General features: G+C 55.0%; 22 protein-coding genes and 3 pseudogenes. 16 read left to right on the top strand and 9 right to left on the bottom strand.

Annotation, left to right across the window (positions count from 1 at the left end; all coding sequences use genetic code 11):
- Positions 1–18: 18 nt before the first annotated feature.
- The 4 genes from xylF (at position 19) to PMI01S_RS17325 (ending at position 5,358) form a co-directional block, all read left to right on the top strand.
- Positions 19–1,020: a D-xylose ABC transporter substrate-binding protein gene (gene xylF, locus PMI01S_RS17310; RefSeq protein ID WP_084321196.1), complete on the top strand. Its 1,002-nt coding sequence runs from the start codon at positions 19–21 to the stop codon at positions 1,018–1,020.
- Positions 1,021–1,105: 85 nt separating this feature from the next.
- The gene (gene xylG / locus PMI01S_RS17315) at positions 1,106–2,662 is read left to right on the top strand and encodes a D-xylose ABC transporter ATP-binding protein (RefSeq protein ID WP_084321197.1); all 1,557 of its coding nucleotides are present in this window, start codon (positions 1,106–1,108) and stop codon (positions 2,660–2,662) included.
- On the top strand, positions 2,663–3,799 hold the full coding sequence (locus tag PMI01S_RS17320; RefSeq protein ID WP_084321198.1) for a sugar ABC transporter permease: 1,137 nt from the start codon (positions 2,663–2,665) through the stop codon (positions 3,797–3,799). It begins immediately after the preceding gene.
- A 527-nt stretch (positions 3,800–4,326) separates the two neighbouring features.
- Positions 4,327–5,358: an LLM class oxidoreductase gene (locus tag PMI01S_RS17325; RefSeq protein ID WP_084321199.1), complete on the top strand. Its 1,032-nt coding sequence runs from the start codon at positions 4,327–4,329 to the stop codon at positions 5,356–5,358.
- Here the strand turns inward: PMI01S_RS17325 and PMI01S_RS17330 are convergent.
- The 6 genes and pseudogenes from PMI01S_RS17330 to PMI01S_RS32035 all read right to left on the bottom strand — a co-directional run.
- Positions 5,340–5,507: a hypothetical protein gene (locus tag PMI01S_RS17330; RefSeq protein WP_503826414.1), complete on the bottom strand. Its 168-nt coding sequence runs from the start codon at positions 5,505–5,507 to the stop codon at positions 5,340–5,342. The two genes, PMI01S_RS17325 and PMI01S_RS17330, sit on opposite strands and share 19 nt — an antisense overlap.
- Positions 5,508–5,719: 212 nt before the next feature.
- The gene (locus PMI01S_RS17335) at positions 5,720–6,022 is read right to left on the bottom strand and encodes a putative quinol monooxygenase (protein ID WP_025569629.1); all 303 of its coding nucleotides are present in this window, start codon (positions 6,020–6,022) and stop codon (positions 5,720–5,722) included.
- Positions 6,023–6,248: 226 nt separating this feature from the next.
- Positions 6,249–7,349 carry a low temperature requirement protein A gene (locus tag PMI01S_RS17340; protein ID WP_084321201.1) on the bottom strand — a complete coding sequence of 367 codons (1,101 nt, stop codon included), beginning with the start codon at positions 7,347–7,349 and terminating at the stop codon, positions 6,249–6,251.
- Between the two features lie 98 nt (positions 7,350–7,447).
- Complete coding sequence (locus PMI01S_RS17345) at positions 7,448–7,987, bottom strand: DsbA family protein (RefSeq protein ID WP_084321202.1); 540 nt, start codon at positions 7,985–7,987, stop codon at positions 7,448–7,450.
- Between the two features lie 11 nt (positions 7,988–7,998).
- Positions 7,999–8,541, bottom strand: coding sequence for a redoxin domain-containing protein (locus PMI01S_RS17350; protein WP_084321203.1), 543 nt, complete (start codon positions 8,539–8,541; stop codon positions 7,999–8,001).
- Positions 8,519–8,872: pseudogene (locus PMI01S_RS32035) on the bottom strand (hypothetical protein); the annotation flags it as partial. The pseudogene PMI01S_RS32035 and the gene PMI01S_RS17350, both read right to left, overlap by 23 nt.
- Positions 8,873–9,056: 184 nt before the next feature.
- Between PMI01S_RS32035 and PMI01S_RS31195 the strand changes: the two are divergent.
- Both PMI01S_RS31195 and PMI01S_RS32445 read left to right on the top strand, forming a co-directional pair.
- Positions 9,057–9,226, top strand: a pseudogene (locus PMI01S_RS31195) (FAD-dependent oxidoreductase); the annotation flags it as partial.
- Positions 9,227–9,464: 238 nt separating this feature from the next.
- Positions 9,465–9,611: a hypothetical protein gene (locus PMI01S_RS32445; protein ID WP_371850926.1), complete on the top strand. Its 147-nt coding sequence runs from the start codon at positions 9,465–9,467 to the stop codon at positions 9,609–9,611.
- Positions 9,612–9,861: 250 nt separating this feature from the next.
- Here the strand turns inward: PMI01S_RS32445 and gloA are convergent, their stop codons facing one another.
- On the bottom strand, positions 9,862–10,257 hold the full coding sequence (gene gloA / locus PMI01S_RS17355; RefSeq protein WP_084321250.1) for a lactoylglutathione lyase: 396 nt from the start codon (positions 10,255–10,257) through the stop codon (positions 9,862–9,864).
- Positions 10,258–10,475: 218 nt separating this feature from the next.
- Between gloA and PMI01S_RS17360 the strand changes: the two genes are divergently transcribed.
- The 4 genes and pseudogenes from PMI01S_RS17360 (at position 10,476) to PMI01S_RS17375 (ending at position 13,351) form a co-directional block, all read left to right on the top strand.
- Positions 10,476–11,336 (top strand): LysR family transcriptional regulator, encoded by an 861-nt coding sequence (locus tag PMI01S_RS17360; RefSeq protein ID WP_084321204.1) that lies wholly within the window; start codon positions 10,476–10,478, stop codon positions 11,334–11,336.
- Positions 11,337–11,458: 122 nt separating this feature from the next.
- Positions 11,459–11,806: pseudogene (locus PMI01S_RS17365) on the top strand (molybdopterin cofactor-binding domain-containing protein); the annotation flags it as partial.
- A gap of 171 nt (positions 11,807–11,977) precedes the next feature.
- On the top strand, positions 11,978–12,262 hold the full coding sequence (locus tag PMI01S_RS32450) for an SDR family oxidoreductase (RefSeq protein WP_084321205.1): 285 nt from the start codon (positions 11,978–11,980) through the stop codon (positions 12,260–12,262).
- A 36-nt stretch (positions 12,263–12,298) separates the two neighbouring features.
- Entirely contained in the window at positions 12,299–13,351 is a 1,053-nt protein-coding gene (locus tag PMI01S_RS17375) for an SDR family oxidoreductase (RefSeq protein WP_084321206.1), read from the top strand.
- 209 nt (positions 13,352–13,560) lie between these two features.
- Here PMI01S_RS17375 and PMI01S_RS17380 read toward each other — a convergent pair whose 3' ends face one another.
- Positions 13,561–14,517 (bottom strand): GlxA family transcriptional regulator, encoded by a 957-nt coding sequence (locus tag PMI01S_RS17380; RefSeq protein WP_084321207.1) that lies wholly within the window; start codon positions 14,515–14,517, stop codon positions 13,561–13,563.
- A gap of 115 nt (positions 14,518–14,632) precedes the next feature.
- Here PMI01S_RS17380 and PMI01S_RS17385 point away from each other — a divergent pair, with 115 nt between their 5' ends.
- The 4 genes from PMI01S_RS17385 to PMI01S_RS17400 all read left to right on the top strand — a co-directional run bounded on the left by PMI01S_RS17385 (position 14,633) and on the right by PMI01S_RS17400 (position 17,366).
- On the top strand, positions 14,633–15,634 hold the full coding sequence (locus tag PMI01S_RS17385) for an SLAC1 anion channel family protein (RefSeq protein WP_084321208.1): 1,002 nt from the start codon (positions 14,633–14,635) through the stop codon (positions 15,632–15,634).
- Positions 15,635–15,698: 64 nt separating this feature from the next.
- A complete protein-coding gene (locus PMI01S_RS17390; RefSeq protein ID WP_084321209.1) occupies positions 15,699–16,025 on the top strand; it encodes a DMT family transporter in 327 nt (108 codons plus the stop codon).
- Between the two features lie 174 nt (positions 16,026–16,199).
- Entirely contained in the window at positions 16,200–16,490 is a 291-nt protein-coding gene (locus PMI01S_RS17395) for a hypothetical protein (protein ID WP_084321210.1), read from the top strand.
- A gap of 336 nt (positions 16,491–16,826) precedes the next feature.
- Positions 16,827–17,366, top strand: a complete 540-nt coding sequence (locus tag PMI01S_RS17400; protein ID WP_084321211.1) for a hypothetical protein — start codon at positions 16,827–16,829, stop codon at positions 17,364–17,366.
- A 448-nt stretch (positions 17,367–17,814) separates the two neighbouring features.
- Here the strand turns inward: PMI01S_RS17400 and PMI01S_RS32455 are convergent, their stop codons facing one another.
- The gene (locus PMI01S_RS32455) at positions 17,815–17,967 is read right to left on the bottom strand and encodes a YHYH domain-containing protein (RefSeq protein WP_231669741.1); all 153 of its coding nucleotides are present in this window, start codon (positions 17,965–17,967) and stop codon (positions 17,815–17,817) included.
- 609 nt (positions 17,968–18,576) lie between these two features.
- Between PMI01S_RS32455 and PMI01S_RS17405 the strand changes: the two genes are divergently transcribed.
- Complete coding sequence (locus PMI01S_RS17405; RefSeq protein ID WP_084321212.1) at positions 18,577–19,851, top strand: peptidase MATCAP family protein; 1,275 nt, start codon at positions 18,577–18,579, stop codon at positions 19,849–19,851.
- Between the two features lie 367 nt (positions 19,852–20,218).
- Positions 20,219–21,673 carry a TrkH family potassium uptake protein gene (locus PMI01S_RS17410; RefSeq protein ID WP_084321213.1) on the top strand — a complete coding sequence of 485 codons (1,455 nt, stop codon included), beginning with the start codon at positions 20,219–20,221 and terminating at the stop codon, positions 21,671–21,673.
- Positions 21,674–21,798: the final 125 nt, after the last annotated feature.

Raw genomic sequence — 21,798 nt, forward strand, 5'->3', positions numbered from 1 at the left:
ACAAAAGGACGCACCACCATGAAAAATGTGAAACGCGCGCTATTGGCCAGCGCCCTGGCGCTGCTGTCGCTACCGGTGATGGCCGATGCTGCCCACCCGAAAATCGGTTTCTCCATTGATGATCTGCGGCTGGAACGTTGGTCGCGTGACCGCGATTACTTCGTCGCGGCGGCGGAGAAAATGGACGCCAAGGTCTTTGTACAGTCGGCCGATGCCAACGAGCAAAAGCAGATTTCGCAAATCGAAAATCTCATTTCCCGTGGCGTCGATGTGATCGTCATCGTGCCGTTCAACGCCACGGTCCTGACCAACGTAGTGGCCGAAGCGAAGAAAGCCGGGATCAAGGTCGTGTCCTATGACCGCCTGATACTCAACGCGGATATCGACGCCTACATTTCCTTCGATAACGAAAAGGTCGGCGAGATGCAGGCCAGCGGCGTGCTGCACGCAGCGCCCAAGGGCAATTACTTCCTGCTCGGAGGTGCGCCTACCGACAACAACGCAAAAGTCCTGCGCGAAGGTCAGATGAAAGTGCTGCAACCGGCCATCGACAAGGGGGATATCAAGATCGTAGGCCAACAATGGGTGAAGGAATGGAACCCGACCGAAGCGCTGAGCATTGTTGAAAACGCCTTGACCCGCAACAACAACAAAATCGACGGCATCGTCGCTTCCAACGACGCCACGGCAGGTGGCGCCATCCAGGCATTGGCCTCTCAGCAACTGGCCGGCAAGGTGCCGATTTCGGGGCAGGACGCAGACCTCGCAGCGGTCAAGCGAGTGATCGCCGGCACGCAAACCATGACCGTGTACAAACCGCTCAAACTCATCGCCTCCGAAGCTGCCAAGCTCTCGGTGCAACTGGCGCGTAACGAGAAACCCGCCTACAGCTCGCAATACGACAACGGCAGCAAAAAAGTCGACACCATCCTGCTCACCCCGACTCCGTTGACCAAGGACAACATCGACTTGCTGGAACAGGACGGGTTTTACACCAAGGCGCAGATTGCCGGGCAGTGATCATCGCCCGGTAATGCCCCCCCTGCAGGAGCCAGCCCGCTCCTGCGGGGACCCGCCTCGTCACTGCCGCTTATGAGTCTCTGCCATGTCCGACTATCTGCTGCAAATGAACGGTATCGTCAAAACCTTCGGCGGTGTCACAGCGCTCAATGGCATCGACATCAAGGTCAAGCCAGGGGAATGCGTAGGGCTTTGCGGCGAGAATGGCGCCGGCAAGTCCACGCTGATGAAGATCCTTTCCGCGGTGTACCCCCATGGCACCTGGGACGGTGAGATCCTCTGGGACGGTCAACCGCTCAAGGCGCAATCGATCAGCGAAACGGAAGCCGCCGGTATCGTCATCATTCACCAGGAACTGACCCTGGTTCCCGACCTGTCGGTGGCCGAGAACATTTTCATGGGCCATGAACTGACGCTGCCCGGTGGGCGGATGAATTACCCGGCGATGATCCACCGCGCCGAAGCCCTGATGCGTGAACTGAAAGTGCCGGACATGAACGTATCGTTGCCGGTTTCGCAGTACGGCGGCGGCTATCAGCAACTGGTGGAAATCGCCAAGGCACTGAACAAGCAGGCACGCCTGCTGATCCTCGACGAGCCTTCATCGGCCCTGACCCGTTCGGAAATCGAGGTGCTGCTGGACATCATCCGCGACCTCAAGACCAAGGGTGTTGCCTGTGTCTACATCTCCCACAAGCTCGATGAAGTGGCCGCGGTGTGCGACACGATTTCGGTGATCCGGGACGGCAAACACATCGCCACGACCGCCATGGCGGACATGGATATTCCGCAGATCATCACCCAGATGGTCGGACGGGAAATGAGCAACCTCTACCCCACCGAGCCACACGACATTGGCGAGGTGATTTTCGAGGCTCGCCACATCACCTGCTACGACGTCGACAGCCCCGGGCGCAAACGGGTCGACGACATTTCGTTCAGTCTCAAACGCGGGGAAATCCTCGGCATCGCCGGGTTGGTCGGTGCAGGCCGCACCGAACTGGTGACCGCGCTGTTCGGCGCCTATCCCGGTCGCCACGAAGGCGAAGTCTGGCTGGACGGCCAACTCATCGATACCCGCACACCGCTCAAGTCAATCCGCGCCGGCGTGTGCCTGGTGCCGGAGGACCGTAAGCGTCAAGGGATCATTCCAGACCTGGGCGTCGGCCAGAACATCACCCTGGCCGTGCTGGACAGTTACTCGAAACTGACCCGCATCGATGCCGAAGCCGAACTGGGCAGCATTGATCGAGAAATTTCGCGCCTGCACCTCAAGACCGCGAGCCCGTTCCTGCCGATCACCAGTCTGTCCGGTGGCAATCAACAAAAAGCCGTATTGGCGAAGATGCTGCTGACCAAACCCCGGGTGTTAATTCTCGATGAGCCCACCCGAGGTGTGGATGTCGGCGCCAAGTACGAGATCTACAAATTGATGGGGGCGCTGGCGGCCGAAGGCGTGTCGATCATCATGGTGTCTTCGGAGCTGGCCGAAGTGCTCGGCGTTTCCGACCGCGTGCTAGTGATCGGCGAAGGCCAGTTGCGTGGCGACTTCATCAACCAGCAACTCACTCAGGAGCAGGTGCTCGCCGCCGCACTCAGCCAGCCTGCTGGCCATAACAACAATGATCGGAAATCCGCGTAAATGAATCAGGTCAAACAACTTTTCACCCGCTACAAAATGCTCGCGCTGGTGTTTGCCGTGGCGTTTATCTGGCTGTTTTTCAGTTGGCAGACCGAGGGTGGATTCCTGACACCGCGCAACCTCTCCAACCTGCTGCGCCAGATGTCCATTACCGGAATTCTCGCTTGCGGCATGGTGCTGGTCATCATCAGCGGTGAGATCGATTTGTCGGTCGGCTCATTGCTGGGCCTGCTCGGTGGTGTCGCGGCTATTCTCGACGTGGTCTACCACGTACCGTTGCTGGCGAACCTGAGCCTTGTGGCCGTGTGCGGGCTGCTGATCGGCCTCGCCAACGGCTACATGGCCGCCTACCTGCGCATTCCGTCATTCATCGTCGGGCTGGGAGGCATGCTGGCTTTCCGCGGCATTTTGCTGGGGATTACCGGCGGCACGACCATCGCCCCGGTATCACCGGAACTCGTCTACATCGGTCAGGGTTATTTGCCCCACACAATCGGAACGGGCCTGGGCGTTCTGCTGTTCGCACTGACGTTGTTCCTGACTTGGAAACAACGACGCAATCGCGCCCTTCATGGCCTTGCGGCACATTCACTGGTGCGTGACGTCGTGCGTGTGCTGTTGATCGGCGCGGTGCTAGCCGGATTCGTCCAGACCCTCAACAGCTATGACGGCATTCCCGTGCCGGTCCTGCTTCTGCTGGTTCTGCTGGGCGGTTTCAGCTACGTGACCAGCCAGACCGTGTTCGGCCGGCGCGTGTATTCCGTGGGCAGCAACATGGAAGCGACACGTCTGTCCGGTATCAATGTGCAGGCCGTGAAGCTGTGGATTTTCGGAATCATGGGAGTCATGTGCGCCCTCGCCGGCGTGGTCAACACCGCACGCCTGGCCGCCGGTTCACCCTCGGCCGGAAGCATGGGTGAACTCGACGCCATCGCCGCCTGCTTCATCGGCGGCACTTCCATGCGCGGGGGGTCCGGCACCGTTTACGGCGCCCTCCTCGGCGCACTGGTCATTACCAGCCTGGACAACGGCATGTCCATGCTCGACGTCGACAGTTACTGGCAGATGATCGTCAAGGGCAGCATTCTGGTGTTGGCCGTGTGGGTGGATGTGAGCACTCGGACTGGGCGACGTTGATCTGCTGTGTATGAAGTGATCCGCAGCAGTCTGCTTCTAGGGAGATGCGATTTTTCGTGACGGTTGTAATGCGGCCACCGATGGTCAGCCGCCCTTGGATTTGGGTAGAAAGTTACCTCTTCCAACAGGCGGCTATCGGCCAATAGCGGCCGTTCTGGAATGGCAGGAAACGACCGATAACTGTCTTCGATACGCAACTTTCGCCCGGAAGCGGCTCGATTGTAAGAATATGGCGGAGAGCTGCAAAACCGCCTACGCTTATAGAATGATTTCTCGAACGCCTTGCCCATCTGGTGGTATAGAGCCGAGAGATCTGACTTCCTTTGACCGTCCGCTTAACACCCACCCGGACCAACCCGCGCCTATCGCCAGCAACTGGCCCCTGAATCCGGTCCACACGACCAGCAGTACGGCGCAACGGGTAAAAGCCAGACCCAGTCCCCCCACCTGTCGTTCAAAAGCGACCGATGCCGCAGCACCTCTGGAAACGGGGGCGCTGTTCACGTTCTGCCATGAGGTCAATCCGTATGTATCGGCCGAGCACGATTCCTTACCAGCAGCATCGAGGGTTCAGCCGAACTTTTACTCAGGGGCATTTGAGCCTTGGATTATTCTTTCCCATGGAGGCGTTCGACGGGGACACTCCGAGCATGCTCAACCAGGTCACACTGGCTAAACAAGCCGAGGCGCTGGGCTTCTGCGCGCTCTGGTTTCGCGACGTGCCGCTTCGCGACCCTGGCTTCGGCGATGTCGGCCAAGTCTTCGACCCCTGGGTTTACCTGGGTTATATGGCCGCCCATACCTCGGAGATTGCACTTGGCACCGCCTCCATCGCCATCCCGCTGCACCATCCCCTGCACACGGCCAAGGCGTCAGCCAGCGTCGATCAGTTGAGCACTGGTCGCTTGATTCTGGGGGTTGCTTCGGGCGATCGGCCAGTGGAGTTTTCGGCGTTTGGCGTCGATCCCGAAAAGCGTGGAGAGATCTTTCGAGAACACTACGAGGTGATTCGCTGCGCCCACAGCACCAGTTTTGAGCCCATCCACTGGAGCACTGGTGAAATGCGGGGCGCAGACCTGATTCCGAAACCCACCACCCAGTTCATTCCAATGTTCGTGACCGGGAATAGTCGCCAGTCACTGGATTGGATCGCGCGTGAGAGCAACGGATGGATCAACTATCCACGCATACCGAATATGCAGCGGCTGGTCGTGGAAGATTGGCGGCTGGAGGTCACCAGGCAATGTGGCTCTGTGTACAAGCCCTTTACTCAGTCGCTGTACATCGATCTCGATGAGAATCCGTCCACGCCACCCACACGTATCCATTTGGGGTTCAGACTTGGACGTTACCATCTACGGTTTTTGCTGGAGTCGCTTGAGGAAATCGGCGTGGACCACGTCATTCTCAATCTCAAATATGGCAAGCGCCCTGCGGCGGAGGTTATTGAGGAATTGGGTACGCACATCGTTGCGCAGTTCGGAGTGCAGCCGCGTCCGGCAGCGCATCGAACATCGGTCACTGCTACGCCGACGAATGCTCACTTGACGAAACCATAAGGTGTCACGGCGCGGATGACCTCCGGATCTATATCAATGATGGAGATCTTCGCGCCATGAGCGACCGGTGCCCGGTCTACCCCTACCCAGCCTAAACCAATGATGAGCACATTGCCTTGCAGATTCTGTGCGGCTTCCACGCCGTCCATGGACACGATTTGCGCGCGTATCCTTTCACTTATACCGAGCGCGCAAGCATGGCATGAATCCTGGACACGGCACTTTAGCCATGACATTTATCTTAAATAAAAGTGTTTTAATTGATCACCGCCCGGGACAGCAGCAGGCCCAAGTGATCCTGATTTTCATACAAGACATCGTGAGCCTCCCCGAACTGAATGGAACTTCCTGTTGGATTTGCTTAACCGGGCAGCTTGGCCGCAAGGACGTCAACCTTCTCGATTGATGGCGGTTCAGCAAACAGCTCGGCAGCGTTTGCCATAAGCGCCGCCGCGACCTTGCCCGAAAGATGAGCCTGCCGGCCCGCTTCATCCGGGAATGCGTCAAAGATGCCAAAGGTGGACGGCCCCAAGCGGATTCCAAACCAGGCTGTAGTGGCTGGCTCCTCCTCCACTAAAGGAAGGCCGCTTAAGAGAAAGCGCTCCACCTCTTTCTCTTTCCCAGGTTTTGCTTCCAGACGAACGAACAACGCTACTTTGACCATGACGTGGCTCCTGTTGTTACGATGCGGCTGGTGCTATCTGGTCGCAATAGCTAAAAGGGGCATCCGGCTATTAACTATGGTCGACGACACCAGGATTACAAACCCAAAGAGACCAAGGGTAGCGTCGCATGTCGCTCGGACACTGAAAATGACGTAGTGGGCAGCGCGCAAGCCGCAGACCAGCCGCTTGATCACTTTTCCCGAGCTGTGGCCTGATAATAAAGACTCAACGATATCTGAAATTCAGGAGAACATAACAGATCATGGTTACTGTCAGGCCGACCAATATGTACTCGACACGCGGTAGAAATATAACTAACCCACCTAAAGAAAACACGATCAAGGTGTTTTGCAGTATGTATTTCCTTATTCGACTCACGGCTATGAAATAGCCATATTGCTTCCCCAGGAAAAACAATGCCATGCCGATGATCGACATGATCTGGAAATCGCGCATCGCAATGTCATTCAGGATCGCATGTCTGATCAAATTTGCCAGGAGTGCCAGCCCCATAAAAAGAAAAAGGTGCGAGTAGATCAAGGCGTGCCCACTCATACTGCTGTGATTTTTGCTCAGCAGGTAAAAGCTATCAAAATAGATCCACCAGATACTGCAAATCATGATGAATCCGGTGATTGCCGCCGTCACATTATAACGATCCCATTGAATGTTAGATAAACCTCCAGAAAGGCTGATTACTGACTCGCCCAATAAGATGAGGGTGAGCAAGCCTATGCGTTCAACCAAGTGTTCTGTATGGGCTGGCAGTGGCTTGTGTTTAGTCCAGAAAAATACAGGAAACAGAATATCGAGAATAATTCCAACATAAGCGACAAGGTAACGCACGGGCGGGTCAAAAATAACCGATGAGAGACTAATGACTGCGCTGATTAACAGGGCGAAGCCGAGCCTGGAGGAGAGCTCGCCGCGGGAATCGAATTTACTTATGGACGAAATGTACATGATGCTGATGATGGCACGTATGCCAAAATAGCAGGCAATAATAAGCGGGTAGTTCACTTCCAGGTCTTCCCCGATCCGTGCCGATAGCACAATGAGCAGGAGCATTATGAATAATGTTGCCAAACGGTGAAGATTGCTGTCTGTATCAAACCTGTTGGAGTAAATCGTGTGACTGGACCAGATCCACCACAACGGTACAAAAAGCAGTAAGAATGTCCATAATTGCTTATGTTCAAAGTGGCCTTCATGAACATGTCCGAGAGTATGCGTAACCTGGCCTATCGTAACAACGAAAGTCAGGTCGAAAAACAACTCCAACCATGTGGCGTGTCGATTTTTTTCATAATACTTCAAAGATTTCATTAGCTGCCGGCTCCGTGTGCACCTCTTTAATGTAAAAGGAAGCTAACGCTGGTTTGCCCTCGGCTCTGGTGTGGGTAATGCCAGGCCGATGTGGCTATCTAGAGATTTCGTCCGCGCACTAACAGAAGCTCAATCAGCTGACTCATCTCGTTGAACTCTGGGAGCCCGTCATAGCGAAGCCCGTCAAAGTAAAACGCCGGAGTACCGTTCACGCCGCTGCGTACACCGCCATTGAAGTCGGATTTTATTTTGGGTATGTAAGTACCGTCTTGCATAGCAAGATAGAGTTCTTCGTCGGAGAGGCCGTGTTTTAGAGCGATGGCCCGAAACAGCGGCAGGCCCAATCGTTCCTGATTTTCATACAATTCGTCGTGAGCCTCCCAGAAGAATCCTCGACTCCCGGCATACTCAGCGGTGACAGCTGCACCCATCGCATGCGGGTGAGCGGTGGTCAGTGGAAAGTTACGGAACACGAACTGCAGATCATCGCGAAAATGCTTTTGTAGCTCTTTGACCATCCAATACGCTTCACCGCAATAGGGACATTCATAGTCGCCAAATTCCACCAGTGTGACCTTGGCATGCGCACTTCCCTGGCGATGGTCGTTTTCACTTACCGGGACTTTGAGAGTGGCCATGTGATCACCTGTTAATTTTTGGCTGGCGTGCTTTGTGGCGAATTCGCCAGAGCATCCAGCGCATCCAGAATGCCGTCCGCCCCAGGATTGATTGCCATCGGTGAGACGTAGCTCCAGGCGACCACCCCCTCCTTGTCAATCACGAACAGCGCCCGCTTACAAACCCCCAGGTGAGAGTCGTACGCTCCATACTGTCGCGCCACGGCGCCTTTGGGCTCGAAATCGGCCAGCAGGCTGAAGTGAAAATTCCGATCTTTGGCAAAGGCCTGATGACACCAGGCGCTGTCAACCGAGATACCCAGTAGCGTCGCACCGTATTCTTTGAATGTGGGTAGCAACTGGTTGTACAAGGTCAGTTGGTCGCCACAAACCGAACTCCAGTCAGCGGGATAAAACGCCAGTATCACGGGATTTCCCCTTAGCTCGTGTAGCGACAGCTGCTGGTCAGGGGTTGCGTGAAGAGTGAAGTCGGGCGCGACAGTGCCGGCCGGCAGCGGACCCTGAATCAGGTCGTCAGTCGTTTCTTTTGCATCATCGAATTCTGAAATGTTCATTGCTTGAGCCTTGATAGATGGATGGTTGGGGGGGGCTCAGCGGGATACGACTTGCCCGGCGGATAACTCCATCCACCATCAAGGAATTCTTAAAACGCGACGATGCCTCGATCTCAGCCTGAGCCTGAGCCTGAGTGTTTTCGGCAGCAAGACGTTCACATTCCGCATCAATAAGCACGAGGAAATCTGCCGTGCGTTCGCGGCATTGGATTGAGGCCAGGTTGGCAGGGGAATGGTCGGATTCGCTCTGGCTCACCAATGACTATAGTCGTTGATGACGCTTACCGTAGTAGCTGAGCGAATTTTCGGTACCCTCCAGTGCCAACAACACTCACGCGCTTATCTTGCTGCCATTTCAGGCGGCGTTTTAACACGATGATTTTGGTAGCTATTTCGCCACTTCAGACAAATCTACATCTGCTTTCTGGACGACAACTGCTGCCCGTTACGACAAGCAGAAGTCGACCAGAGGCAGACACTGAAACCGCCTTCAGGTCGACAGAATGAAGGTTGATATGGGAAATGCTCTGGACAAACGAGTCGTTGTCATTAGTGCCGGCATCGTGGGCGCTTCGCTGGCGTATCACCTGGCTGATAAAGGCGCGAATATCACCTTGGTTGAGGCTGAAGGTATCGCGTCGGGAGTGATTGGGGTTCACTCGCATGGATCAACATCCTATACGGATAACGTGACCCCATTGCAGCACTGCGCGGAGCAGCAATCAAAGATGCGGCTCGTGCAGCGATGGTGCTGTACTTAACGAATAGTCGAGATCGGTCTTCGGGAAGCTGAGCGGTAGCCTTTGCGAATATTGTCACTGACCGCTTTTGGCCGTTTTTTGCCGGTCAAGGCCACCCAGTGTGCTGGTCAAATCCGATTGCAAACGACTGGTCAAGTCGAATGCAAATGGGTGGTCAAGTCCATGCAATTACGCACTATAGAAATCGGCGAGGTTCTGGCGCAGGTCGCTCAGATCAAGACATCGATCACTGCTGCGCAGAAGGTGAGTGACTGGAATGTGATCTTCAAGGTTGAACGAGTAAAACAGTCACTCCTGCCCACTCGATAACTGTCCCATCATGCTGCGTGCATCCCTGCTGGCCAATGCCGAAATTTTGCTGGAGGCCAGCCAGGGGAGCTACTTTTTCAAAAGAATCGGCCGAATACAGCCGATCATTAAGTGGAGAACATCGCCCTTAGCGCTGAAGTCGGGTAGGTGACTTCGCCGGACGGTTACGCTGCACCCTCGTCTTCGATTCGTTGTGAAATCTTGATCCAAAAGGAGCGATTTAGAACCGAACCGGCATGCCAAAACCTGGTTAGTCGAATTGTGTGCCTTTTTGTATCAGTTCGACTTTGTACCCGTTGGGATCTTCAATGAAAGCGATTATCGTGCGTCCATGTTTCATGACACCTGCTGGCCGAGGAACGCGATATCCCAGGATTGCTGCGCGGTTGCACACCGCTTCTGCATCCTCAACCTCGATAGCGACATGCCCGTATGCATCACCAAGTTCATAGCTATCTTGCCCCCAATTTCGCGTCAGTTCCAAGACGGCAGATTCTGTCTCCGGGCCATACCCGAGGAAAGCAAGAGTGAATTTGCCCTCGGGATAGTCTTTCCGTCTCAAAAGGCTCATGCCGAGCACTTTGGTGTAGAAGTGAATGGTTTTATCCAGATCTACTACGCGTAGCATGGTATGTAGGATGCGCATCAGTTTCTCCGCTGCAGCATCGGCCCGCAAGGCCGACATCTCTTAGAAGGCTTTCTCGAACAGAGACGAAAGCCGTGCGTCCACGCCCTATCTATCGCGAGCCCTTGAGGCCCGAAGATTACGGTCATTGGATGCCTTTGCGAGGCCGATGTTAAGCTCACACTGGAATCACTAAAAGTGACAAAAAGTGAGCAGTGCCATCACAAAAGGAAAATGTCTTGAAGCTTTCACAGCTCGGTTTTTTTTGCGCCGTCGTAGAGCACGGCACAATAGCCGCCGCCGCCGTACAGCTGCATTGCGTACCTTCGAACATCACAGCAAGGCTACGAGAGCTTGAAGACCAGCTGGGTGTCGTCCTGTTCAACCGAGAAAAAAACCGGTTGCTGGTTACACCCGAAGGTAGGCTGGTCTACCGCAACGCAAAGTTGCTCGTCGATCTGGCGGCTGAAACACGCTCGCTTTTTTCGACCGATTCCATTAATGGTGTGCTTCGAGTCGGGGCGCTGGATGTAGCGCTGGCTAATCATCTGCCCCAGCGTCTCGTACGGTACCGTCTGGAGGCGCCGGGGGTAGATCTCCACATCCGTCCGGAGCACTCGCTACACTTGGAGCGACTATTGATCGATGGCGAGCTTGATCTGATCCTCACTGATGGCCCAATCGAGCATCCGTTGCTTGAAAGCCGCTTAGCCTTTCGTGAGCGCTTACTGAGAGTGGTACCGAAGGCTTTCTCCTCGCCCACCCCCGGAAGCTTGGCTGGACTTGAACTGTATGTATTTGGTCGCACCTGTCACTACAGATACCAGGTTGACAACTGGCTTGAAAGCAACGGCATCCAGCCTCGGGCGATTTTGGAAATCGAGTCGTATCCGAGTATTTTTGCATGTATAGCAGAAGGGTTAGGCTTCGCCTGTGTTCCGGAAAGTTATGTCGACCTTTACGCTAGCCAAGCGGATACATTTCAGGCCGATCATGTGCCTGGCCTGGACTCGAGCGATATCTATTTCGTCTGGCGAAAAAGTCAGCAGTCGCCCTTAATAAAAAACTTCATCGAGATAATTGATATTCAGAGCAATTAGTCGTTACCGAGTCCAAAAAGCCGCGCTGGTGCTGATCATGGTGGACGGTAAAGGGTACCCCGCACGTAAAAGATAATTTGTTTAGCAGAAACCAGCGAATACCTTCCTGACGAAAACCAAGGGACGTTGCTACGATTCTTGTCAATGCCAAGACCCGGATCAACGCCACTTACCACAACCAATACCTGAACCACGGGCAGTTGGAACCGCCTTCTGCGCTGGCCAAATTCAATCCGGACGGTTCGCAGGAGGTCTGGCTGCCGAATCAAGCGCCGGACATGTTCCGTGCGGACATAGTCAAACGCACTGGTCTGGAGCTTTCCCGCATCACATTGCATTCGCCGCTGGTGGGTGGATTCTTCGGGCGGCATTTTCTGTACGATTCCGCCAGCCCGTACCCGCAGGCCATCAATTTGTCCAAGGCAGTGGGGCGTCCGGTGAAACTAATTTGGAGTCGCGAGGAAGGGTTCAGTGCAGGACGTGCCAATTTCCAGTATGGCGAACGCGATGCAGTGGTGGTGGTGGTGGTGGTGGTGGTGGTGGATGAAATTGGCCGAGAAATTGCCTCGAGTCGAGAAGGCAAAGTCAGCCAACGGCGCCAATCTGATACTGTTTTTTATATTTGATCTGAGCCTTTTTTAGTGAGCCGGTGCTCTATAGGGTGCGCGTCCGACGCACCCAGTGAAGCATCGGAGATCAAGCCGATACGGGTCAACGTCGTCTCGCCAGGTGTCGTCGACACCCCGACTCGGGACTTCCTGAGCCGCGAGGATCATCAAGGTCTTCTCGAAAGCGTCGCGGGTAGCCTTCCGGTAGGTCGGGTCGGCCAAGCTGATGATCTTGCAGACGCTGCGCTGTCAATGATGGGAAATGGCTTCATCAAAGGCACCGTGCTCCACGTCGATGGTGGTGGTCGCATTGCCTGACGCTAAGCCTTTCCACTTCACCATGAGGATTTTGAAATGAGCGATAAACACGTAGCACTTGTCGTTGGTTCCAGCGGGATCATCGGCAGCGCTTTGGTCGACACGCTGTTCAGTGCGCCTGAATGGTCCGTGCGGGCTTTGCGTAAAACGAACCTGCCGGGCGTCGAGGCCATCGATTGTGATCTAAGCGATGCTAAGGCAACCCGGTTAGCGCTCGAAGCCGCATCAGATACCACTCATGTGTTCTATGCGGCGTTGCAGACCGATCCTGAATTGGCGCGCGAGTCTGAAATCAACACCGTGATGCTTAGAAACGTTCTGGACGGGTTAAAGGCCAACGGTGCTCCGCTACAGCGGGTTGTGCATTATCAGGGGGCAAAAGTGTATGGCGTTCACCTGGGCGCAAGCGTCGCACCATTCTATGAAGATGACCCACGCCACGTGGCTGCCAATTTCTACTATGCCCAAGAGGATTTGCTCAGAGAAAGACAGGTCAGCGACGGCCTGGATTGGAGCATCCTCAGGCCAGATGTGGTGGTAGGCGACATTGCCGGCAACCCGATGAACATCGCAATGGTGATTGGTGTCTTCGCAGCGCTGAGCAAACAGGCAGGTGTGCCACTGCGTTTCCCTGGCTCCATGCGCACGTATCGAGAGGTCGTTGCTCAACTCACCGACGCGCATTGGCTGGCACGCGCGAGCCTATGGGCCGCACTCGCACCCACGGCCCGTAACGAAGCCTTCAACCTGGTAGGAGAGCCGTTTCGCTGGGAACGCATCTGGATCAAGATCGCCGAAGCGCTAAACATGGAGGTCGCCACGCCTCAGCCGTTTTCTCTCGCCAAGCACATGCCCGGTAAAGCCAAGGACTGGGAGCGACTGGCAACTGAGCATGAGCTCAGCACATTGCCCTATGACAAGCTGGTTGGCTGGCCGTTCGGTGACTTTATCTTCAACACCGGATTCGACATGATTTCGGACATGAACAAGATCCGTCGTGCGGGCTTCACGGAAGTGGTGAACAACGAAGAGATCATGGTTGATGCGTTGAAGTGGCTGGCAGAGAAGGGATTCTTGCCAAGTATTTGAGTTGATTTCGATGGGTTGAATATCTTGACTTGGTGGCTGCTGCTTCGACGGAGGTGGCTGCTATCGGCCAAGAGCGGACATTGAAGTACTGGACCTATGCAAATGAATCACCAAGGTGATACAAGCGCATAAAAATGCCGGTCGCTATCAAATATCTCCGTAGACGCACTATCAATATCGTGTTGCGTAGCGATTGGGCCATTCTTGCATCACATCAATGAAAACCGCTTTCGATAATCACTTGGCCCAACTCCGAGACGCCGCATAAATGCCCTTCGGAACCCGTCCGTATTGGCGTAACCGACTGTATCGGCCAAGCGCTTGAGTGAAACGTCAGAATCTTCGATCAACCGTCTGGCCGCATCGATCCGGGCCAGTTCAACAAATTCGGCCGGGGTCGAACCGGCTTCAGCCTTGAAGGTACGTGCGAAGTTTCGCTCGCTCATACCGGCGCGGGCGGCCAGGATGGGGACACTTAAGTCGGCCTTCAGGTGCTCCACCACATAATCCTGCACGTCTCGGATCACGCTGCGTTCGGCGGTTTGCGCTGCTAGTTGCGCGCTGAACTGCGATTGCCCGCCAGGCCGCTTGAAGAACATCACCATTTCACGGGCCACGCTGAGCGCCAATTCTCTGCCGTAATCTTCTTCGACCAGCGCCAAAGCCAGGTCCATGCCCGCCGTGACACCCGCCGAAGTGTAGATGTTGCCATCCTTGATAAAGATGCTATCCGGATCGACGTGTGTTTGCGGGTGCTCCTTAGCGAGTTTTGCGCTGGAATTCCAATGGGTGGTGACACGGCGCCCGTCGAGAAGGCCAGCGGCCGCCAGTAGAAAAGCACCGCTACAGACTGAGCCGATACGACGTACGGATTTCGCTTGCCGACGTAGCCAATCTTGCAACGCGGGGTCATGCGCGATTTCGTCGATATGTGGGCTGCCGGCCACAAGCAAGGTGTCGATCTTGCCTTTATAAGTTTCGAAGGTTTCATCAATGCCAAGCTTCAAACCACTTGAGCCTTTGATCATGCCCTTGCTGGTACCGATGACTTCGACCCGATAGGCGCGCGGATTACCCAGTTGCTTCGCTGCTTCGGCGAAGACGTCGGCGGGCCCGACGACGTCCAGCAGTTGCACACGGGGGAATGCCAGGAGGGTTATACGCATGATGTCTGTCCTCGTCGATTCATTGGCTGAATACGTCGCTTTACGACTATTTCAGCCAACGACTGTTTGGCTGAAAATAGCCCCAACAGCAAATTCAGTCAAACGGGAGACTGCCATGAACACTGCATATACCCCCACCGTCGATGCCGCTCAAACGGTAACCGCCAGCAAAACATCGATCAAAAATCTGCCTATCAATTTGTTCGGTTCAGTGATGGGTTTGGCCGGCCTGGGCCTGGCCTGGCGCTTTACTGGCCAGTATTACGGCGTCGGCGGCATCTTGGGTGAGGCAATTGGCGCTCTTTCCGGCCTGGTATTCGTGCTGTTGACCCTGGGATACCTGACCAAATGGGTGAAACATCCAGCCGCGGTCAGGGCCGAGTTCAACCACCCGATCGCCAGCAACTTTTTTGGCACCGTCACCATTGCACTGTTGTTGCTTTCGGCAGTCGCGGCACCCCACAACGAATTGCTCGGACGGGTTCTCTGGATACTGGGCAGCGCACTGACGGTGTTGCTCGCAGGCCTCGTGGTTTCCCGTCTGTTGTCGGGCAATCAAGACTCGTTGAATGCCGTACCTGCCTGGCTGATTCCAGGTGTTGCCACCCTCGATATCGCGGTAACCGGTGCGCATATGCCTATGGCCTGGGCTACTGAGTTCAACCTGTTTGCCCTCGCCGTGGGTGCAGTGCTGGCGCTAGTATTCTTCACCCGGATCTTTTCGCGACTGGTGCATGAGGCAGCTCCGGCCAAAGGCATGGTGCCTTCGCTGATGGTCCTGATTGCACCCTTTGAAGTAGGTTTTCTGGCCTACACCAACGTGTTCGGCGAAATCGACCGGTTTGCCAGTGTGTTGTTCTACTTCGGCCTGTTCCTGTTCGTGGTGTTGAGCTTCAAAGTGTTCCGTCGGGATGTGCCGTTCGCCCCTTCGTGGTGGGCAATCAGCTTCCCCATCGCAGCTCTGAGCAACGCGGCGTTGAAATATGCACATGCCCAGGAGAACACCATGTTGATGGTCATCGCTGCTGTGATCCTGCTGTTCCTCACTGTGGCACTGACCGTGCTGATGGTGAAAACCCTGACCAGCCTTTTCAGCGGAAAACTGTTGGCCAACTGACCTTTTACCTCCCTTTGGCGAGCCTTAACCGGCTCGCTTTTTTTTGCCTATAAGGTTTTATCGAATGACTTACAACACATCGTGGTTGCTGCTGATCGTTGCTGGATTCCTGGAGATTTTCTTTGCAGTCGGATTGAAATCTGCAAACGGTCTTGAACGGCCCTGGCTGCTCCTGGGCACGGTCGTAACGTTGGCGGGCAGTTTGTGCTTATTGACGATAGCGTTGCGGGTGCTGCCCGTAGGAACCGCCTATGCGGTGTGGACCGGCATCGGCGCTGCCGGCACAGCCATCGTTGGAATGTACTGGTTAGGTGACGCGGTATCGTTCTGGAAACTTGTTTGGATTGGCTTGATTCTCTTGAGTGTCGCCGGATTACGCTGGGCGGCCTAAACAGAGCGAATACTTAATTGAATCGATAAACAACCCTATGTTGAAGACTATTGATAAAGAGGGATTGTTGTCGTTCGTGACAGGAAGCACTCGGCCAATAGCGGGCATTCGAGAATCGTGCGCTCGCAGTCATGTTATGGTTAGAAACTGAAAGGTAACGTACGAAAATCAATCATGGATCTGGTTCAGCTTGCGCCTGCGACATATCACACAACGGACGACTACTGGCATCTTCTTCGCGCAGGAGATGGCTCAATCTTTGTCCTCGTCAACTGCGAGGCGTCTTTTGTGAGTTACGAATGTCTGATTAAGCTCAACGACGAGGAATTGCGCGACTACCGAGGCTTGGGCTGGCTATCCATTCAGCACCTGGCTAACCGAATCAATTACTTTGTCGATGATTACAATGGCCGCCGGATCACGGGCCCTTTGCTCGAAGCAGCCATTCAGGCTTCAAAGCTCTAAACATCCCAAGACATCTGGGTAATGTTCGTCAATCCGCAGCCGAATGACGGCTAGGGGTCGACTTCTGCCGGTCACGATAGGCAGAAACCGGCCAAAAGCGGCCTCTTGTGTGTGTCTGCAATGTTAGGGAGGACTCATTCTGTCTGCCGGTAGCAAGGCCGTGGAGTTCAACGCCGCTTCATATAGCGCGGTGCCAAATCTGCTTGATACGGCAACCAGGATCAAAAATGGCACTGCTTTTCGCTATTTAGCGGCGTTGTGTCAACATAGATCTTTGTGCCGCTGGCCTTTTGAACCTGACAAGTGCCCGGCTCTATTTGCGATATGGATTCACCCATGAAACTGTTCAAGGACGTCTCGATGCGTATTGCCCCTTCCCTGTTTACGTTTGCCCTCGTCGCCAGCCTGCTCAATGGCTGTGCCTCGCCCTCGACACCACATAATAGTTATTTGAGCACCGGGCAAAGCGTGGTGTCCGACCGTGCGGATATGGACTTCAAAGATGGCAACGTCTATTTCAAAACACTGGACAACAAGTCTTCAGCCGATCAGTTCAGCGAAAGTCTGAACGCCTGTGTTCAATTTCAGGTCGCCAGTTACCAGCAGAATGGCCAAGGTGTGCAAGTCCTACGCTCACTGGGCTACTCCGAAGCGAAAATCATCAATGAAGGCAATCGTCTATGCATGGAAAGCAAAGGCTGGGCGCTCTACAAAGTTATTAACAGCCAAGTACAACGCGTTAACCAAAGGGAGGCGAGTTATGCCTCCATGTCCGAACCAGAGCTTAAAAGCGCCCGCGACCTTATCATCAACCAACGTGCGTGGTACCTAAAATATGCGCCCCATGTTCTTGCTGTCGGTGATTTGGCGCAATAATCAAGCCAAACGGTATGTCTTACTGATAATTTGAGCGCGAATCTGGAAGAATCGCCTTTGGTTTCCTGGACGCGCCACTCTGGGTCGACGTTGGTCATAGTGACAATTCACTCATAGAGAAAAAATTCAGGTCGGATTCACTATTAATCGTCGATTAATCATCATTGTACAACTGATTTGAAGGCACTTATGGTCGCGGATAAATCGGCGACTGGTGCTCTGTGTGATTCGCTCTCGCGCTATTCGAAAGATCAATCGCAATCGGCTTTCTAGATACTACGACCGGCCGCTTAGGGTCGGTTTCAGTCGGTCACGACAGGCAACAATCGGCCAAAAGCGGCCCTTCACTTTAAAGTCTGAAGCGCATGGAATCAGCCTTTCTTTAACTGGCCTCCACAAATGTGAGAATGCCACCTTGCGGTCCAGCCGCAAGGTGTGCTCTTGCTATTTAGTGGCAGTGGTAGTCGTTCGTTTTATGGTTGCGATGGCAACCTTTTGAATCAGTACCGCCACTGTGCGCGAAGACAGCAACGGACGTAATCGAAAGTAAAGCGGCGATCAAAATGGCGGACAGTTTCATCAGGGCTTGCTCCATGCTCATGTTTTTTTATCCGTGAGATATCTCACGCTTCGCAGCGTATGGCTAATTGCCTTCATTGGACAAGCGACTTCCTAACTGTCTTCCCAACATTAGATGAACGGCCGAGCGCCTACTTCTTGAGCTACCACTGGCTCTGGTTTCGGATGGCCCCACATCCCCCAGGGGGATATAAACCCCCTACAAATGGGAAACTCGTCGCTTTCATGCGGCGGTGGCGAAAAGGCACAACCTCCGAGAGTGCCAAGCACGGCCATTCGCACGAGTAACCCTCCGAAATAAACAAGGCTGCGATTGCGGCCTTGTTTATTTCTACGTGACGACACTGTCCTCTGAGCCAGTGATTGAGCGACTCAAAATGAATGTCAGCTTTGGATTGAAGCAGCCATTCAATGCTCTACAAAATCAGGGGCGATTCAATGGGTCGGTTGCCCGCTCACGACAGCCAGCTATCGGCCCTAAACGGCCTGCATGGCATGGCTCGAAGAGGAGTTCTCCCCTTCCCTGTCAGCATTCATTTGCCGAAATCCGGTCTCTTTGATCGGTTAAAACGCAACAGATCAGCAACGACTAAGCTTTTTCGAATGAACCTCGTCTCTCAAGGTGATCGCCATGAGCGCCGCGCCTCTGTCCGAACTCGATGCCGCCCTTCCCGGTCTGGCTCGCAAGATTCGCGTACTGGATGCCCTGTCCTGGCCTGATGGCGTCGAGGAAATCTTCCTGGCGCATTGGCGTGGCGGGAAAGCTGAGTTGCCCAGAGTCGAACTGCGCCCACGCGACCACAGCGCCGACGTCGCCGCGCTGGAAGCCTTTATCGACCGATGCGATGAGGGGCATCCGGCCGGGAACTACCTCGCCATGACAGCACGTAGCTATGCCACGGCCGGACGCATGCTCGGCGCCATTGGCACCCCCGCCTTTACTCAGTATTCGTCCGCGCTGTACCGGCGCCCGGACTTCTACTACCCGAGCCAAAAGCTGAGCATGCTGGACGCGGCACAATTCTTCCTCAAGACCACCGACGCCCTTCTTGGCGGAGCCCGGATTCCACCGAGCCCGGCAGAGATCCCCGCCGAGGCTTTCGCCGCCTGGATGCAACCGGAACTGGACCGTTTCTTCGGGCCGGGCCGGATTACGGTCGTGCTCGACCCGACCCTGGCCTCCAAGGCCATCGCCGGGGCGAGCCGTATCCGCCTGCGTGCCAGCGCCCTGTTCTCGGAACTGGACAAGAATCAACTGTTGCAACACGAGGCCTTCGTGCATGTCGCCACGGCACAAAACGGCGCGCTCCAACCCAACCTGAAAAGCCTGGGCCTGGGGGCGCCACGCACGACCCAGACTCAGGAAGGCATCGCCACCCTGGCCGAGCTGTTCACCGGCAGCATGGACATCAACCGTTTACGCCGCCTCGCCCTGCGCGTGCTCGCGGTCCAGCAGGCGCTGGATGGCGCCGATTTCATCCAGGTGTTCGAAGGGTTTCTCGCCGCCGGTCAGTCGCAAGAGGAGTCCTTCCGCTCGACCCAGCGGGTTTTCCGCGGCGCCGACCTGCGCGGTGGCTCAGCGTTCACCAAGGATGCCGCCTACCTGACCGGTTTGCTCGGCGTTCATACCCTGCTGCGCATCGCGATCCGTGACAACCGACCAGAACTGGTGGGCCATCTCTTCGCCGGGCGCCTCAGCCTGGGTGACACCGTACGCCTGGCCCCGCTCTTTGAATCCGGCTGGCTCCAAGGGCCGGTCCACGTCCCGGCCTGGGCCGCCGATCTGCGCCTGCTCGCGGCCAACCTGGCCTTCTCCGCTTTTATCGCCCGGATCAAACTGGATGTGCTCGATCTTGAGGTGCTCATGGCCTTCGCCGATGAGCATGAAGCCGATGCCAGCGCCTAGCCAGAATCTGAAGCGGTGTACCGACCTCACCGTGCAGCCGCCGCTGTCCGGCCAAAAGCAGTCATTTCCCACTCCTGGAACCTGCCCATCAGCTATAGAGTTCAGGATTGAAACGACCCGTCAGGATTTGGGTTCAAGCATTAGTAACGCGTCAATGTCAGAGGGTTACGGGCGATACAGTTACGAATCAGTCGGGAATAACCCGGCAGGATAGCCTCCGCAGGTCCACGCTTTGGCTAAGCGTTCGCGCAAATGGCTAATACCGATCAGATGAACTCAGCTCCACCGGGGAATTTTACGTAAACTTTACGGCTAGCCATGTTGACTCAATTGATACTCTGCAGCGCTCATCAGCCAGGCGTTTTTTATGTCCATTGCAGTACTGCGGCTCATCGGATTTATCCTCGGTATTTTTTTGATCACGTTGGCCGTGAGCATGGTTATTCCCATGCTTACCCTGGTGGCTTATGAGCGCAGCGATGATCTGTCCGCGTTTCTCTGGTCGAGCCTGATCACCTTCGTCTGTGGACTGGCGCTGATTATTCGCGGACGTCCGGAGGTTGCCCAACTTCGTCCACGAGATATGTACCTGTTGACCACGGCCAGTTGGGTTGTCGTCTGCGCCTTTGCGGCTTTGCCGATGGTGCTCATCCATCACATCAGCTACACCGATGCGTTTTTTGAAACGATGTCCGGCATCACCACCACCGGCTCGACGATTTTGACGGGGCTGGATACCGCGTCACCCGGGTTACTGATTTGGCGCTCGATGCTGCACTGGCTCGGCGGAATTGGTTTTATCGGCATGGCCGTGGCGATTTTGCCTTTGTTGCGAGTCGGCGGCATGCGCTTGTTTCAGACAGAATCTTCAGACTGGTCAGAGAAAGTCACACCACGCTCTCACGTCGCGGCGAAATATATTCTGGTGCTCTACCTCGGGCTGACCGGGGTGTCCGCTCTGGCGCTATGGGTCGCGGGAATGACGCCTTTCGAAGCGATCAATCATGCGATGTCATTTATTTCAACGGGCGGCTTTTCAACCTCGGATGCATCCCTGGCGCACTGGCCTCAACCGGCTATTCATTGGGTCTCCGTGGTCGTCATGATTCTCGGCAGCCTGCCTTTCACCTTGTATGTCGCCACACTACGGGGCAACAAAAGTGCGTTATTGAAAGACCATCAGGTGCGAGGGTTCATTGGGTTTCTGGTGATTACCTGGCTGCTATTTGGTACATGGTTGTGCATTAACAGTGACTACAGCTGGTGGGAAGCGTTTCGTATCGTGGCTGTCAATGTAACTTCGGTGGTCACGACCACGGGTTTAGCCCTTGGGGATTACACCTTATGGGGCAGCTTTTCTGTTTTGCTGTTTTTCTATTTGACCTTCGTCGGCGGTTGCTCTGGGTCTACGGCGGGTGGGCTTAAAATATTCCGCTTTCAGGTCGCCTCCTCCTTGCTGATGGGCAGCCTGAAACAACTGATTCATCCTCGTGCGGTGATTCGGAAAAAATACAACGGCCATCCCATTGATGAAGACATCGCGCGTTCACTGCTGACCTTTTCATTCTTTTTCACTATCACCATCGGTGGCATTGCCCTGGGGTTGGCGCTGATCGGTCTTGATTGGACGACTGCCTTAAGCGGTGCTGCCACCGCAGTTTGCAACGTGGGCCCCGGACTGGGGACGATCATTGGTCCAGCAGGCAACTTCTCGACCTTGCCGGATGCGGCAAAATGGCTGCTGACGGTCGGCATGCTCTTGGGAAGGCTGGAAATTCTGACCGTGCTGGTGCTGCTCACACCCGTCTTTTGGAGGTACTGATCGAGTCGATAACGACGGTCTGTCCTAGACCGTCGCAGTGGATGGTCAGACTGCTGTCTGCTCTGCCATTTCCAGAGCATCATCGACCGGTTGAATCCACAGTCGATAGCCAAGTTAAAGAGAGC

The sequence above is a fragment of the Pseudomonas migulae NBRC 103157 genome, from assembly GCF_002091715.1.
Lineage (GTDB): Bacteria > Pseudomonadota > Gammaproteobacteria > Pseudomonadales > Pseudomonadaceae > Aquipseudomonas > Aquipseudomonas migulae_A.

Bases quoted from the DNA above. Each gene is read 5' to 3' on its own strand.
- xylF (WP_084321196.1), top strand. From the start codon at position 19: ATGAAAAATGTGAAACGCGCGCTATTGGCCAGCGCCCTGGCGCTGCTG.
- xylG (WP_084321197.1), top strand. From the start codon at position 1,106: ATGTCCGACTATCTGCTGCAAATGAACGGTATCGTCAAAACCTTCGGC.
- PMI01S_RS17320 (WP_084321198.1), top strand. From the start codon at position 2,663: ATGAATCAGGTCAAACAACTTTTCACCCGCTACAAAATGCTCGCGCTG.
- PMI01S_RS17325 (WP_084321199.1), top strand. From the start codon at position 4,327: ATGTATCGGCCGAGCACGATTCCTTACCAGCAGCATCGAGGGTTCAGC.
- PMI01S_RS17330 (WP_503826414.1), bottom strand. From the start codon at position 5,507: ATGGACGGCGTGGAAGCCGCACAGAATCTGCAAGGCAATGTGCTCATC.
- PMI01S_RS17335 (WP_025569629.1), bottom strand. From the start codon at position 6,022: ATGGTCAAAGTAGCGTTGTTCGTTCGTCTGGAAGCAAAACCTGGGAAA.
- PMI01S_RS17340 (WP_084321201.1), bottom strand. From the start codon at position 7,349: ATGAAATCTTTGAAGTATTATGAAAAAAATCGACACGCCACATGGTTG.
- PMI01S_RS17345 (WP_084321202.1), bottom strand. From the start codon at position 7,987: ATGGCCACTCTCAAAGTCCCGGTAAGTGAAAACGACCATCGCCAGGGA.
- PMI01S_RS17350 (WP_084321203.1), bottom strand. From the start codon at position 8,541: ATGAACATTTCAGAATTCGATGATGCAAAAGAAACGACTGACGACCTG.
- PMI01S_RS32445 (WP_371850926.1), top strand. From the start codon at position 9,465: ATGCAATTACGCACTATAGAAATCGGCGAGGTTCTGGCGCAGGTCGCT.
- gloA (WP_084321250.1), bottom strand. From the start codon at position 10,257: ATGCGCATCCTACATACCATGCTACGCGTAGTAGATCTGGATAAAACC.
- PMI01S_RS17375 (WP_084321206.1), top strand. From the start codon at position 12,299: ATGAGCGATAAACACGTAGCACTTGTCGTTGGTTCCAGCGGGATCATC.
- PMI01S_RS17380 (WP_084321207.1), bottom strand. From the start codon at position 14,517: ATGCGTATAACCCTCCTGGCATTCCCCCGTGTGCAACTGCTGGACGTC.
- PMI01S_RS17385 (WP_084321208.1), top strand. From the start codon at position 14,633: ATGAACACTGCATATACCCCCACCGTCGATGCCGCTCAAACGGTAACC.
- PMI01S_RS17390 (WP_084321209.1), top strand. From the start codon at position 15,699: ATGACTTACAACACATCGTGGTTGCTGCTGATCGTTGCTGGATTCCTG.
- PMI01S_RS17395 (WP_084321210.1), top strand. From the start codon at position 16,200: ATGGATCTGGTTCAGCTTGCGCCTGCGACATATCACACAACGGACGAC.
- PMI01S_RS17400 (WP_084321211.1), top strand. From the start codon at position 16,827: ATGAAACTGTTCAAGGACGTCTCGATGCGTATTGCCCCTTCCCTGTTT.
- PMI01S_RS32455 (WP_231669741.1), bottom strand. From the start codon at position 17,967: ATGAGCATGGAGCAAGCCCTGATGAAACTGTCCGCCATTTTGATCGCC.
- PMI01S_RS17405 (WP_084321212.1), top strand. From the start codon at position 18,577: ATGAGCGCCGCGCCTCTGTCCGAACTCGATGCCGCCCTTCCCGGTCTG.
- PMI01S_RS17410 (WP_084321213.1), top strand. From the start codon at position 20,219: ATGTCCATTGCAGTACTGCGGCTCATCGGATTTATCCTCGGTATTTTT.